Genomic DNA, 13,738 nt, shown 5'->3' with positions numbered 1-13,738 from the left:
TGTGCCTATTCATCTGGCATGTGTACCAAAGTTTTGGTCGCCTACCGGATGAAAAGGCGCCTTAGAAGAGGGCGTTAGTGAGAGCGCGGCGAGCCAGGTTGACCCGTGGATCGCTGGTGCCGATGACCTCAAACATGGAGAGCAGGTGCTCGCGAGCGGTCGTCCGCTCGTCGCCGGCGGTGATGCGCACGGTGTCGATCATCCGGTTGAAAGCATCTTCCACGTGGCCACCCACGAGATCGAGATCGGCGGCCTTCATCTGTGCTTGCACATCGCTCGGGTTGGCAGCCGCTGCTGCGCGCGTCGCGGTGAGATCAAGGTCTGCCGTGCGGGCCAACAGTTTGACCTGGTTGAGGCCAAGCTTTGCTTCCTCATCGGCCGGGTTAGCAGCCAAGGCCGATTCGTATGCCGACTCCGCTGCGGGATAGTCCGCACGCTCAATGGCGTCATATGCCTGCTGGTGCATGGCGGGCAGTTCTTCCTCGTCTTCCTCGGGCTCGTCGCTCGCTTCACCGACATTCACCCGGCCCTCAACACCGTTAGCAACGGCGGCTTCAAGGAACTTGTCGAACAACTGCCCCAGGGCGGCTTCCTCTTGCACACCGAGGTAGAACGGCATTGGCTGGCCTTGCAGCAACCCCATCACCACCGGCAGTGCATCAACCTGACCAAAGGTCTGCTGCAACGCCGGAGTCAGAGCCTGCAGAATGCCCGGGTTCGCTTCAAGATTGATGCCGACGACGGCGAACCGACCCTGGTACTGCTTGGACATCTTGGCCAACAATTGCGCGTGGGCCAACGACTCAGGAAGTTGCTCGCTCCACAGCACCAAAACGGTCGGCACCGTCTTGGAGTTGGTCACGACGGCTTCAAAGGTCGCGTCGGTGCCCTCTGCTAGCGGGACGTCGGCCGCATTCGTTCCGGCGGCCGGCGCTGCGGGAGCCTTCTTGCCTAGCCCGGAAAGATCGACGGCGCCTCGAAGGGCTGCTGCACTAAACGGTTGCTGACTCATTTCCCCATTGTCTCCTGAGTTGACGTGAGACCCGAATCAGGGGCGACTCACTCGCCGGATGCGCCGATAATCTGCTCGCGTGCGGCGATCATTTCGGGAGCGCCTTCAGTGGCAGGCAGCGTCACGGCGACGAAGACATAGGTCTCGAGGTTGGCCGACTCGTTGATCGAGTTATCGCCAACGAAAGTCGTGAAGGTGTCCGGCGGAGTTAACTCCATACCGTCTTCAACAGTGAACGTGCTCTGCCGATCCAAGATCGCAAACGAGATTCCCGAGCCATCTTCGAAGTACAGGGTGACCGTATTGCCGGGGATGACCGCGTTTGTTTCCACGAAATCAGCCTGAACCTCGACGGCCCTCTGCTGCGCCGATGCATTCGATCGGACCTCGGGCGCAAAGCCGTAGCTCTTGACGCCAGAAACATCCTTGCGTGGGTAGTCGAGGGAGTCTGCGAGGTGGTTCAGCGCCGTGCCAGGAGTCAGCGCGAAGTCGCCACCGCCCTCACGGACGACCGGGGTTCCAGCAGTACGCCGGTCAAGGTGCCCAGTTCAGTGCCGGGACGCATGGGGGCTTCCCAGATCACCTTGTAGTCATCCATCCCGTCTTGGCTCACCAAAGGTGCAACTCCGGGATCCCAGAGACCTGAATCGTCTGAGCGAGAATCACGCCGGGTTCTTCGCCATCGTCCTGGCTGATCGCCAGAACGGTTGGCGCGACTGGGTTGGCGATCAAGTCGATGCTGGCAGGTTCACCCTCCACCTTTTCCAACTTGTCCGCTGCCTTGGCCGCTTCCAGGGCGGGGCCTGCATAGCCCGCCTCCATGTCGGACACGGCAGACTCGCCGTCCGACTGGGTGGACTTCGCGACCGCCGTCAACACTTCAGTGGCAATGACCTCGGCTTCGCCAATGGACAAGGCGCCCTGCGTGGACTCCTCGGTTGGCTCAGCGGTTACAGCAGCCTCATCGGGACTCGCTGTGGCAGCCCCTGCGTCGGTCGTAGCCGCGCCAGCGTCGCCCGTTGAGGTCGCCTGGTCCGCATCGGTGTCGTCGCCGCCACTGCAGGCGGACAACAACAGGGCAGAGCTCAGGCACAGGGCAACAAGGGAGCGAGTCGACTTCATAACATTATGATAAACGGCCCGACCTAAGCCCCGGAAATCCGGAGACGGTGAATCTGCGCACACCAGCGCCCTTCGAGGTGCAAACGGGCACTAGAAGCGTGGCGGCTCGATGTGCTTGCCCCACTCGTTGCGCAGGACCTGACAGATCTCACCCAATGTTGCTTCGGCTCGCACGGAGTCCAACATTGCCGGGATCATATTTTCGTCGGTCTTGGACACCGCCACCATGTGGTCCAACGCTGCTTGCACGCGGCTAGCGTCGCGTTGCGCCTTGCGGTCGCCGAGCACCTTGACCTGATCGCGCTCGACCTCGTGGCTCACCCGCAGGATCTCAAGCTCGTTGGCGACTGACTCGGTGTGGCAGTTGACGCCGACGACCTTCTTTCCCGACGCTCGAGGGCTTGCTGATACTGATAGGCCGACTCGGCAATCTCGGACTGGAACCAGCCGTCTTCGATGCCGCGAAGGATGCCAGAAGTCATCGGGCCAATGGCGTGCTCGATGTTTCCATCGGCGTCGGGCTCACGGCCCTGCACACCCATCGCCCGGATGGTGTCGAAGATCTCTTCGGCTTGGGCTTCGATCTTGTCGGTCAACTCCTCAATGAACCAGGAGCCGCCAAGGGGTCTGCCACGTTGGCGACCCCGGTCTCTTCCATCAACACCTGCTGGGTGCGCAACGCGACCTCAGCGGACTGTTCACTCGGCAGCGCCAAGGTCTCATCCAACGCGTTGGTATGTAGGGAGTTGGTCCCGCCCAAGACTGCGGCGAGCGCTTCAACCGCCGTCCGCACCACGTTGTTGAGCGGCTGCTGTGCCGTCAATGACACTCCAGCGGTTTGGGTGTGGAAGCGCAGCCACTGCGCCTTCTCCGACGTTGCGCCATATTCGTCGCGCAACCACCGCGCCCAAATGCGGCGAGCGGCACGGAACTTGGCGATCTCTTCAAAGAAGTCGAGGTGAGAGTCGAAGAAGAAGGACAGCCCAGGAGCAAAGACGTTGACGTCGAGCCCGCGCGACAGGCCCAACTCGACATACCCAAAACCGTCGGCCAGGGTGAACGCCAACTCTTGACCAGCCGTGGCTCCCGCCTCACGAATGTGATAGCCCGAAACCGACAGCGGCTTGTAAGCCGGGATGTCCCGGGAGGTGTACTCCATCAGGTCACCGATCAGCCGCAGGTGCGGCTCCGGCGGGAAGATCCATTCTTTCTGGGCGATGTACTCCTTGAAAATGTCCGTCTGCAACGTGCCATTCAGTTTGCCGAGGTCAACACCTTGGCGCTCGGCTGCAACCAGATACATGCAGAAAACCGGGACAGCTGGCCCGCTAATAGTCATGGACGTCGTGACATCGGACAGGTCAATGTCAGAAAACAAGATGTCCATGTCGCTGGCCGAGTCAATGGCCACACCACAGTGCCCAACTTCACCCAGCGACTCTTCTTCGTCAGAGTCGCGCCCCATCAGGGTCGGCATGTCAAAGGCAACTGAGAGACCACCACCGCCACGGGCCAAGATCATCTTGTAGCGCTCGTTGGTCTGTTGCGCGTTGCCGAACCCAGCAAACTGGCGAATCGTCCAGGTCCGACCCCGATAGCCGGTTGGGTACAGCCCGCGAGTGAAGGGGAACGCACCCGGCCACCCAATGCGTGGCATCCGCTCGTCGACGGCTTCGACCCGTGGCGAGGGGCCGTAGGCTGGCTCAAGCTCGGTGCCAGACAGGGTGGTGAAGTCGGCGTCACGGACGCGTCCGGAGGCTTTGGCGGCGTCAAAACGCGCTTGCCAAGCCGCTCGCCCAGAGCGGGCTCCGGAGGTCTTCGAATCAGAAGGATCAACAGCACTGTTGCTCATGACCTCACCGTACCTGCCTCTTGCGCAACAACCGTTCTAGGGCCTCATACCCGGCATACAGTGCCAACAAAACCAGCGTCACATGGAGCAAAACGGCCAATGCCAAACCCACAATGGTGCCCGCCGCCCATTGCTTTCCCCAGGACGAAGCCAAGACCGGTGGTATCAACACCGCGAACAGCCCGCCCAGCGCCAACTCTTGCCACAGCGGGCGGTCCCCCATCCAGGGCAAGACCGACCACACATCGAAGAGGTCCCCCGTCGCCAATGCCCCGAGCACCGCAATCACCCCGATGAGCATCCACAGAACGATCTTCCGGGCTATCGAAGGGCTCTTGCGCATCGTGCCCACGGTGACCGCCGACCACATCAGCCAGGCCCGCACAGTGCCCGTGCCTAACTCAATCATCGACTCGCGGAAGATCAGGTCTGCTTTGATCCTGTCGACCCTCGGCCCTAGGTAGGCATCGTCTAACAGGGCGTCGTGCAGGACAGCCGCTGGCAAGAAGGTGCCGCTGACGGGGACGAGCCAGGTGAAAACCGTGGGCACCGAGGCTAAATCAGTCGTGAATGTGGCGAGGTCGGCCGGGACAGTAAAACAGTCGTCAAAGCGGTCGCTGTGATAGCTGATTTGCCGCAGGACTGAGAAGTCACGCCCATCAACACTGCGCAATTCAAGGCGTAGCGGCCCGCCAGTCTGGGTGTCGGTGAAGTCCCCCATGTCGAGTTAGCGGGTGTCCCGCTCCCCTCTCTCAGATGGGCCTCGACCCGGTCAACCTTGGAAGTAAGTTGCCCAGTGAAGCCAGGACGGAGGTCGGCTTTCAGCACCAACCCAACCCGATCACTATGGGCAGCCATCGCGTCGCAGGCGTCCTTGATCACCTGCATGCACTCATCCCATTCACCTTCAATGGTGGTGAACATGGAGGTGGTCTCATTCGGCAAGCCCGACTCGCGGACAACGCGAACAACGTCGGCCACTGCGGCACTCACCGATCCAGATTCGTCGGCAGCACCGGAACCGGAGGGAGCAATAGAAAAGGCAAATAACATATCCCCACGCTATCGACCCAGGGCGGCGTTGTCGGTGTTGCGCTGTGCCCAATTCGGAGAGCACGACGTCGGCTGCGGCGTAAGGATCGAGTTCACCCCGCGCGACTTGCTTGGCCAACGCTGACAACGAAGCACCACTGGCCAGGTCACCCATCTGCTGTCGCAACTGAGCAAGCGCGATGGCCTCAACTTCTCGTCCAGCCCTAGCGGCCCGGCGCCTGGCCAGCCCGCCCGATTCTTGGCTCCAGGCAAAGTGCTTATCGAGCGCCTCCAGGGCATCTTCAACACCCTCGGAGCGAGCAGAGATGGTCTTGACCACCGGCGGTCGCCAATCACCGGCTTCAAAGCGGTCGCCCAAACTGATCATGTGTCGGATCTCGCGCACCGTCACGTCTGCCCCGTCACGATCAGCCTTGTTCACAAAGAACACATCGCCAACCTCGAGAATCCCCGCCTTGGCCGCCTGTATCCCGTCGCCCATTCCGGGCGCGAGCAACACAACGGTGGTGTCAGCCATACCTGCTACATCTATTTCTGACTGCCCAACACCAACGGTCTCCACCAAGATCACGTCGAATCCGGCTGCATCAAGGACGCGCAGCGCTTGCGGAGTTGCCCATGACAAACCGCCAAGATGCCCTCGACTAGCCATCGACCGGATATAGACCATCGGATCGAGTGCGTGATCGCCCATCCGGATTCGGTCGCCGAGAAGCGCACCCCGGAGAACGGCGAAGAGGGTCAACAGCCAGCACCGCAACCCGAAGGCCGCGCGCGCGGAAGGCTGAGACAAGCATGGTCGTCGTGGTCGACTTGCCCACGCCCGGGCTGCCAGTGAGCCCGATCATCCAAGCATTGCCGGTATGCGGGGCCAGCGCAGCCATCGCCTCACGCAATGCGTCGTCAACGTTCTCCACGAGGGAGATCAGCCGCGCTACCGCCCGAGGCGAGCCATCGCGCGCAGAACGAACGAGTTTGTCGACACTAGGCCGACCCCGCGTCCCCACGGATTAGCCCTGGGTTGGCACGGTGAGGAGCAAGGCGTCGCCTTGACCGCCGCCACCACACAACGCCGCTGCTCCAGTCCCGCCGCCACGTCGCTTCAGTTCGTGCGCGAGGTGCAAGACGAGGCGAGCACCCGACATACCAATGGGGTGGCCAAGCGCAATTGCTCCGCCGTCCACATTGACCTTGTCGGGGTCGACGCCCAACTGCTGCGTTGAGGCCAAGCCAACGGCAGCAAAGCTTCATTGATCTCGATCAGATCTAGGGCCGCAGCCTCGATACCGGCCCGCTCACAGGCTGCCGCGATCGCGTTGGCCGGTTGGCTCTGCAGTGATGAGTCAGGGCCAGCGACGACCCCATGGGCACCGATCTCAGCGAGCCAAGTCAGCCCTAATTCCTCGGCCTTGGCCTTGCTCATCACGACAACAGCAGCGCCACCGTCAGAGATCTGCGATGCCGAACCAGCCGTGATGGTGCCATCAGGACGGAATGCCGGACGCAGCTTGGCCAACGACTCCGTGGTCGTCTCGGGACGGATGCCTTCGTCTTGCGACATGACGATCGGGTCGCCCTTGCGCACCGGAATCTCAACCGGGGTGATCTCCTCAGCAAAGCGGCCCTCTTCGCGGGCGGCTGCGGCCAACTGGTGGCTCCGCGCGGCGTAGGCGTCCTGCTCGGCGCGAGTGAAACTGATCCCGGCGGCGTCCTCGTCGTTGGCCTCTTCGGTCAGACCTCCCATGGCCTGGTGAGTGAATACGTCATAGAGACCGTCGTGAGCCATGTGATCGCGCATCGTGACGTCGCCAAACTTAAACCCAGAGCGAGACTTCTCCAGCAAGTGCGGGGCATTTGTCATGGACTCCATGCCACCAGCAACGATCACGTCGAACTCGCCGGCACGAATCAACTGGTCAGCCAGGGCGATAGCGTCCAAACCCGAAAGACAAACCTTGTTAATGCTCAGGGCCGGGACGTTCATGCCGAGTCCACCCTTGACGGCCGCCTGGCGAGCCGGGATTTGCCCCGCGCCGGCGGTGAGAACCTGCCCCATGATCACGTAGTCGACCTGCTCAGCGGTGATGCCCGCGCGCTCGACGGCGGCCTTGATGGCAAATCCACCCAAGTCAGCGCCAGAAAAATCCTTCAGAGATCCAAGCATCCGGCCCATGGGGGTGCGGGCTCCTGCGACAAGAACCGTGCTGTTGTGGTGCGTCATGAAATCTCGTTCTCCCAGCGTCGTTGGTGGACTCTCACTCTAACCTTGCACTGCTGCGGCAAGCGGGCCGCGTACGTGCCCGCCAATCACGGTGCCTGCAACGGCCATCGACCGCAATGCTGCTGCCTGTTCAGAAGGGTCCCCCGGTGCCAGCGGGTCTTGGTCCAGCAAGATGACGTCGCCGCGGTCGCCAGGACGCACCCGTTGGCCATCCACCGACGCGGCCAGCGCCTGGTGAACGCTCAGGGCTTGCTCTGGATGCCAGGCGGGGCGCCGGGCTCGCCCCGGTGCACAGCTGAAGACATCGCCAGCCAAGGGTCGAGAGCTGCCACGGGTGCGTCAGAGCCAAGAGCAACCTTGATGCCTTGGTCGAGCAAACCGCGCACCATGAACGTTCGGTCGGTGCGATCTGGCCAGCACTGCTCCGTGACCGATCGATCATCAAGCAAGTGCGCGGGCTGAACACTTGCGGTGACCGGCAGTTTTGCCCAGCGCGGCAGATCGGCCAACTGCAGCAATTGGGCGTGTTCGATGCTCCCCGTTGCCCCGGTGGTGGCAAAGACGTCGAGGGCCGCTGCCACGGCGGCATCGCCAATGGCGTGCAGCGCGGTGTGCAATCCAGCCTGGTGGGCTTGAGCCACGAGGTCGAGCATCTGTTCCTTGGAGAAGTTGGGCCGCCCCAGCGGGTATGCCAGGTGCTCGGCGCCCGCATACGGGCTGCAGCACCATGCAGTGCGAGTGTTGAGTGACCCATCACTGATCAGTTTGAGGGGGCCTTGGGTGGCCCAGCCGTCACTGCCAGGGATGACATCACCCGCTCGCCGGCCAGTCGCCAAGATCTCAGGGAAGCGTCCGGCATACACACCGGTTCGCACCCGCAATGGCCCACAGCCCGCAGCAAATCGTAGGGGCCACTGCTCCCAGCTACCGGAAAATTCAAGGTCAACAATGCCGACGACTCCAGCACGGCGGGCCACATCCACAGCCAACTGCACCCCGGCCTCTGCTTCAGTGGTGGCCCCGGGCAGGCCGTCAAGCAGGGCATAGACGTCAAACCATTCGTCTTCTTCGATGATGCCGTCGCGCAACGGAATGCCCAGTCGCTGCAGGGCAGCCGTATTGAGCCAGCCGTGATGCCCATCTCCGCTGATCAGAACAACAGGCACCGAGCCGGTCACGGCGTCGAGTTCAGCAACGTTGGGCTGACGCTCCCACTGGGCAGATCGGTGACCCCACCCAGTCAAGAAGCCGGTCGGGGTGTTTGCCTCGCCGCGAGCGATGGCTGCCTGCACCAGGTCAAGGGTGTCCTGCGGGCTCGAAACCCCCGAGGTATCGAGGCGGTTGAGGCTCAATGACCACCGAGTCATGTGCACGTGCTGGTCCCACAGCCCAGGCATCGCCCAGCGACCTTCGGCATCCACAATGAACGACTCGGGCGTCGGTTCCAGCGACTGCCCCACCTGAGCGATCTGACCATCACGAATCAGGATGTCCTGGGGCTCGTCTGCCTTAGGCGCACGAACGTCACGGGGCGCGCCGAGTGGGACAAGTTTGGCCTGGCGCAACAACAGGTCAGTCATATCCGCACCGTATGCGCTCAGACCGGGTTGAGGCGAAACGGCCCTGCCAGGTCGGGGCTAGCCTGGGGTGATGACGCACACGAGTGAAGTCCTCAAGCCGTTCATGTTGGGCATTGACCACGTGGGCATCGCAGTGCCAGACCTCGATGAGGCCATCCGTTGGCATCACGACGTCCTAGGGCTTGACGTGCAGCACCGCGAACAAAATGCCGAGCAAGGTGTCGACGAGGCCATGGTCGGCCCCTCAGACGCAGCCCCCGGCGGCGTGTTGATTCAACTGCTTGCTCCGCTGACTCCTGAGTCCACGATTGCCGGTTTTTGGACCGCAAGGGCCGGGCTTGCAGCAACTCGCCTATCGAGTCACTGACGTCACGGCTGCGAGCGCCGCACTGGTTGAGCACGGTGTCCGGTTGCTGTTTGCTGAGCCCAAGCGCGGCACAGCTGGCAGCCGGATCAACTTCATCCACCCCAAAGACGCTGGCGGCGTGCTCGTGGAATTGGTCGAGCACCGCTCCGATTAACTGGGGGTCTGCACCGCGCTACGCGCAGCGCTATGCGAAGGATCCGCCTGGCCGCCGACGTTCCCTGGCTGACCAGCACGTTGTATGCCAGTGTCGCCGGTTATCAAGCCCGCCCATCCCGTCGTTGGGCCATGCCACGGTGTGAGCAAGGGAGGCAGGCACCTGCTGCTGGCATCCGGGGCAGACATAACTACGTCCAGACTCGTTGCCGCGAACTTGCCGCACGGACCACTCTTGACCTGCATACCGCGTCGTCTGGACCCAACTGCCCTGCGTCATCGCCGGGGTGGCCTTCGGCTGACCAGAGGTTGGCCTTCCCTTGCGCTTCGGCCGATTGGACCGCGGCATCAGTCTTGATGGAAGAGGCGATCAAGCAGCACGTGCTCGACCAACAACGGCGAAGGCACCAGGTGTGTCTCATAGCCGTATGACCCGGTCATCAAGTCTTCGACCGTTGCCAAAACCTCGTCGGCCCCAACGTGGTCGATCATCGCAAGCGGTCCCATGGGGTAGCCCAAGCCAAACTGAATCGCGGTGTCGATATCTTGAGCACTGGCATACCCTGATCAACCATGCGGACAGCATCGTTGAGATGTGGCATCAACAAGGCGTCCACGACCAGTCCAGTGCGGTCCCTGCTCACCACCGAGTGCGCATCAAGCGCGGCGATCGCCGCCCGGCTCACGACGACTGCTTTGTCCGAGGTAGCCACCGTCTTACCGACTTCGATGACTTGCCCCGATTGGGTCGGGGCGTGGATGCGCCACACCAGCGTCTCTGCGAGGCGTCCTGTGAGTGCCGATAACGCAGCGGCACTCGCCGGGTTAATCGTGCTGAGCACTGCTCCCGCCTTGGCCTTGCGACCTAGCTCGGCAAACAACTCATCAGCGTCTCGGCCTGTCAACTGGTCTTGGCTGGGGTCGACTGGCTCACCCTGGGCTTCGATCACCAACTCTGCCTGGCTGACGGCGCTCAGGTCACCATTCGCATCCTCGACGTGCTGCGTCGCGACGCCGGCTGCTTCAAAGCGAGCCACGAGATCATCAGCAATCTCACCAGCCCCGACGATCGCCACGGCACTTGGAGCAGCCATCAACGGAGTGGGTGTCGAAGCGTCCTCGACGACCTGCCCCTTATTGGGGCCGGCGTAGGTGTAGAAGCCGCGCCCGGACTTGCGGCCCAGCCGGCCGGCGGAAACCATCTGCTCAAGCATGCTGCTGGGCGCATGGACACGGTCCCGGCTGTGGCTATAGATGACATCGCCAATGTGATGGCAAACATCAAGACCAATCAGGTCCATCAACGTGAGCGGTCCCATCGGCAAACCAGCACCGACGCGCATCGCGGTGTCTAGGTCCTCGCGGCTGACGTGGCCCTGCTCCAACATCGTCATCGAGGAGTTGAGGTAGCCAAAAGAGGTAATTACGCAAAGCCAGCGCGGTCGCGGACAACGACGGGCTTCTTACCCACCGATGTCGCGATCCCGCTCACCTGCTGGACCAACTCATCCGGCGTGGTCAGAGTCGTGATGACTTCGACCAGTTTGAGGATCGGTGCCGGGTTAAAAAAGTGCAGGCCAATGACGCGCTCAGGCTGCGCAGTCCCGGCAGCGATCGCAGTAATCGACAGGCTCGAGGTGTTGCTCGCCAAGATCGCCGTGTCGCTGACGATGTCGTCAAGGGCGGAAAAGACCTGGTGCTTGATGTCCAGTCGCTCGGGAACAGCCTCAATGACAAGATCCGCCGGCGCTAGGTCCTGCATGTCGGTCGTGATCGTAATCCGACCAAGGATCTCCTGTTGGCCCTGCTCATCAAGTTTGCCCTTGGCAACGGCACGATCCGTCGAAGCCTGCAAGATCGCCTTGCCCCGGTCTGCGAACTCTTGGGTAGTCTCCACGCCGATGACGCTGGTGCCTCCCCGTGCGAACACTTCCACGATCCCGGCACCCATCGTGCCCAGACCAATGACTCCTACGGTCGTTGTTTCTTCAGCCATACCCTGATCATGTCATCGAGGCTGCAGGCTGACGAGCGGGGCAAGGCTAGGGTGGTGTCCCGTGCGTGTAGTGATTGCTGAATGCAGTGTTGATTATGAAGGCGCCCTCGAGGCCCACCTTCCGTTGGCGACTCGTCTGTTGATGATGAAGGCCGACGGCTCGGTCCTGGTGCACTCCGATGGTGGCTCCTACAAACCACTCAACTGGATGGCTCCACCGTGCTCAACGGCCGAGATGGAGCCAGACGAGATCGAAAAATCAGAAGGTGTCACCGCGGTCTGGTTGGTGCGCCACCGCAAGCGGGAAGACACCCTGCGTATCAAGATTCACCAGGTCATTAGCGATACTGCGCATGACCTCGGTGTCGACCCTGGCTTGGTCAAGGAAGGCGTTGAAGCCCAGTTGCAGGCACTCTTGGCCCAGCACATCCAGACCCTTGGTGAGGGTGGACGCTGCTCCGTCGCGAATACCCCACAGCGATTGGACCCGTTGACATCCTCTGCCGAGACACCGATGGCACCACGGTGGCCGTGGAAATCAAGCGACGCGGCGACATCGATGGGGTGGAGCAACTCACTCGCTACTTGGAGTTGCTGAATCGCGACCCCCACCTGGCCCCCGTGACCGGCATCTTCGCGGCTCAGGTCATCAAGCCTCAGGCTAAAACCTTGGCCACCGACCGGGGCATTCGCTGCGTGACGCTGGACTACGAGGCTTTGCGCGGCATTGACGACGCAGAGGTGCGCCTCTTCTAAGAACCACCCGAGACCCGGGGAGGCGGCACAGCGCTTCGGTTGCTTCAGGCCTCACTGACCGTTGCCCATCTCGCAATACGGCAGAATCACTCCTATGACGCGACAAGCCGCAATTGCCGCTCCCAATCCGATTGCCACCCAGGCCGGCCAGGCCGCGCTCGCTGACGGCGGAAATGCTGTGGACGTAGCCATCGCAGCCATGACTGCGGCCTCGGTCTCCGAGCCAGGTCTGATTAGTCCACTGGGCGGCTGCTACATCAATATCTGGCCCTCCCAGGGGTCTCCGGTAGTGATTGATGGCAACGTTGAGATGCCGGGTCGGGAAGCACGTGCCGAGCAGTTCGGACAGGGCTTGCAGGAGTGCCACACCACCTATGGCGGCGGGCTCACCACCTTTGTTGGCCCTGGTTCGGTGGCAACGCCAGGAATGTTCTCAGCAATGGGGTGGGCTCACGAAAACCACGGCAGTGCGCCCTGGTCAAGCCTCTTGGACCCGGCTGCGCGAGCCGCCCGGGCCGGATTCCCCGTGAGCGCGACAGCGGCCAGTTATAGCGAGTTGGTCTCCAACAAGATCTTTGCCTGGGACCCCAAGACCCGCGAGGTCTACACCCAGGAGGCTGGCCCTCTCAAAGTCGGTCAGATCATCGTCGATGAAGACCTGGCTGGCGCGCTCGAGCAGATCGGAGCCGAGGGGGCAACCAGCCTCTACACCGGCGACCTGGCCCGAGCAATGGCGGCCGACATGAAGGAACGCGGTGGCTTGTTGGGCCTCGCCGACCTCCAGGCATATCAGCCGATGGTTCGGCCAGCATTGCGCACTACTTTTGGCGAATGGGACTTGGCCTGCAATCCCCTCCCGCCATTGGCGGCCCAGTCCTCACCGCCATGCTGCGCCTGATGGCAGCCAGCAAGGAGCCTCTCACCACCTCCGAGATGGCTCACATCATGCGGCAGGTTCTCGACCTGCGACTGGGCACCGTGGACATTGCGCCAGACCTTGAAGTCGCTGGGCATGGGCTTTTGGAAACAATCGCCAGTATGGACGGTCTGGGCATGCCAACGACGGCCAGCACGGCGCACGTGTCGGTCGTCGACAACGACGGCATGGCCTGCGCCATCACAGCGTCCTCTGGCTACGGCTCCGGTATGACGATTGCTGGCACCGGGATGCTCGCCAACAACGCGCTGGGTGAGCCTGAATTGAACCGCCTCGGCCTGCACGCCCTCAAGCCCGGGACCCGGATGGCCTCCAATATGGCGCCGACAACGGGCATGCACGCCGATGGATCGCGGCTGGCTATCGGCACTCCTGGCGCCGACCGCATCACGACTGCCCTGGCGCAGGTCCTGTGGCACTTCTGCCAATCTGGCCAAGGGCTCCAAGAAGCTATCGACTTGCCGCGCATGCATATTCGCCACTTGGACGATGGCAGCGTGCGAATCGATCACGAGCAGGACGAAGCCCTCGTGGCAGATCTCGCCGCTACCGGATTGCCGCTGCACGAGCACCCGCCACACGCCATGTTCTTTGGCGGAGTTGGCGGTGCCGTTCGCCACAGCGATGGCGCCCTCAGCGCTGGCGCAGACCCACGCCGGGCCTCGGCAACGGCGGTGGGCTAAGTGCTT

The 13,738-nt window shown here is 62.3% G+C and carries 12 protein-coding genes and 6 pseudogenes; 4 read left to right on the top strand and 14 right to left on the bottom strand.

Going from position 1 to position 13,738, the window contains the following annotated elements:
* Window positions 1-61: 61 nt before the first annotated feature.
* From L0A91_RS00655 to L0A91_RS00610, 11 genes and pseudogenes are all read right to left on the bottom strand, one after another.
* Window positions 62-1,012, bottom strand: coding sequence for a co-chaperone YbbN (locus tag L0A91_RS00655; protein ID WP_235245433.1), 951 nt, complete (start codon window positions 1,010-1,012; stop codon window positions 62-64).
* A 47-nt stretch (window positions 1,013-1,059) separates the two neighbouring features.
* Window positions 1,060-1,344 (bottom strand): hypothetical protein, encoded by a 285-nt coding sequence (locus L0A91_RS00650; protein ID WP_235245432.1) that lies wholly within the window; start codon window positions 1,342-1,344, stop codon window positions 1,060-1,062.
* Window positions 1,345-1,490: 146 nt separating this feature from the next.
* Entirely contained in the window at window positions 1,491-1,625 is a 135-nt protein-coding gene (locus tag L0A91_RS17085) for a hypothetical protein (protein ID WP_260115260.1), read from the bottom strand.
* Window positions 1,622-2,134, bottom strand: a complete 513-nt coding sequence (locus L0A91_RS00645; RefSeq protein WP_235245431.1) for a hypothetical protein — start codon at window positions 2,132-2,134, stop codon at window positions 1,622-1,624. Before L0A91_RS00645 ends, L0A91_RS17085 begins: the two co-directional genes overlap by 4 nt.
* A 90-nt stretch (window positions 2,135-2,224) precedes the next feature.
* Window positions 2,225-3,986 (bottom strand): annotated as a pseudogene (locus L0A91_RS00640) (methylmalonyl-CoA mutase).
* A 4-nt stretch (window positions 3,987-3,990) separates the two neighbouring features.
* On the bottom strand, window positions 3,991-4,707 hold the full coding sequence (locus L0A91_RS00635; protein WP_235245430.1) for a DUF1353 domain-containing protein: 717 nt from the start codon (window positions 4,705-4,707) through the stop codon (window positions 3,991-3,993).
* A gap of 26 nt (window positions 4,708-4,733) precedes the next feature.
* A pseudogene (locus L0A91_RS00630) lies at window positions 4,734-5,039 on the bottom strand (MTH1187 family thiamine-binding protein); the annotation flags it as partial.
* 49 nt (window positions 5,040-5,088) lie between these two features.
* Window positions 5,089-5,923 (bottom strand): annotated as a pseudogene (gene meaB, locus L0A91_RS00625) (methylmalonyl Co-A mutase-associated GTPase MeaB); the annotation flags it as partial.
* Window positions 5,924-6,049: 126 nt separating this feature from the next.
* A pseudogene (locus L0A91_RS00620) lies at window positions 6,050-7,260 on the bottom strand (acetyl-CoA C-acetyltransferase).
* A 39-nt stretch (window positions 7,261-7,299) separates the two neighbouring features.
* A complete protein-coding gene (locus L0A91_RS00615; protein WP_235245429.1) occupies window positions 7,300-7,476 on the bottom strand; it encodes a hypothetical protein in 177 nt (58 codons plus the stop codon).
* 26 nt (window positions 7,477-7,502) lie between these two features.
* Window positions 7,503-8,840, bottom strand: a complete 1,338-nt coding sequence (locus L0A91_RS00610; protein ID WP_235245428.1) for an amidohydrolase family protein — start codon at window positions 8,838-8,840, stop codon at window positions 7,503-7,505.
* Between the two features lie 70 nt (window positions 8,841-8,910).
* Between L0A91_RS00610 and mce the strand changes: the two are divergent.
* Window positions 8,911-9,361 (top strand): annotated as a pseudogene (mce, locus tag L0A91_RS00605) (methylmalonyl-CoA epimerase).
* Between the two features lie 347 nt (window positions 9,362-9,708).
* Here mce and L0A91_RS00600 read toward each other — a convergent pair.
* Genes L0A91_RS00600 through L0A91_RS00590 form a run of 3 tightly spaced genes read right to left on the bottom strand, consistent with a single transcriptional unit; the run spans window position 9,709 to window position 11,356 of the window.
* Window positions 9,709-9,867, bottom strand: a complete 159-nt coding sequence (locus tag L0A91_RS00600) for a hypothetical protein (RefSeq protein ID WP_235245427.1) — start codon at window positions 9,865-9,867, stop codon at window positions 9,709-9,711.
* Entirely contained in the window at window positions 9,849-10,784 is a 936-nt protein-coding gene (locus L0A91_RS00595; RefSeq protein ID WP_397333884.1) for a 3-hydroxyacyl-CoA dehydrogenase family protein, read from the bottom strand. Before L0A91_RS00595 ends, L0A91_RS00600 begins: the two co-directional genes overlap by 19 nt.
* Window positions 10,784-11,356, bottom strand: coding sequence for a 3-hydroxyacyl-CoA dehydrogenase family protein (locus L0A91_RS00590; protein ID WP_235245425.1), 573 nt, complete (start codon window positions 11,354-11,356; stop codon window positions 10,784-10,786). The genes L0A91_RS00595 and L0A91_RS00590 overlap by 1 nt, the downstream gene beginning before the upstream one ends.
* Before the next feature lie 61 nt (window positions 11,357-11,417).
* Here L0A91_RS00590 and nucS point away from each other — a divergent pair.
* The 3 genes and pseudogenes from nucS (at window position 11,418) to L0A91_RS00575 (ending at window position 13,732) form a co-directional block, all read left to right on the top strand.
* Window positions 11,418-12,112, top strand: a pseudogene (nucS, locus tag L0A91_RS00585) (endonuclease NucS).
* A 94-nt stretch (window positions 12,113-12,206) separates the two neighbouring features.
* Window positions 12,207-13,010 (top strand): gamma-glutamyltransferase, encoded by an 804-nt coding sequence (locus L0A91_RS00580; protein ID WP_235245424.1) that lies wholly within the window; start codon window positions 12,207-12,209, stop codon window positions 13,008-13,010.
* Window positions 13,010-13,732 carry a gamma-glutamyltransferase gene (locus L0A91_RS00575; protein ID WP_235245423.1) on the top strand — a complete coding sequence of 241 codons (723 nt, stop codon included), beginning with the start codon at window positions 13,010-13,012 and terminating at the stop codon, window positions 13,730-13,732. Before L0A91_RS00580 ends, L0A91_RS00575 begins: the two co-directional genes overlap by 1 nt.
* Window positions 13,733-13,738: the final 6 nt, after the last annotated feature.

The organism is Ornithinimicrobium sp. INDO-MA30-4, from assembly GCF_021535045.1.
Lineage (GTDB): Bacteria > Actinomycetota > Actinomycetes > Actinomycetales > Dermatophilaceae > Ornithinicoccus.
The sequence above is the reverse complement of the archived record's forward strand: the minus strand, read 5'-3'. Positions and strand labels throughout refer to the sequence as shown.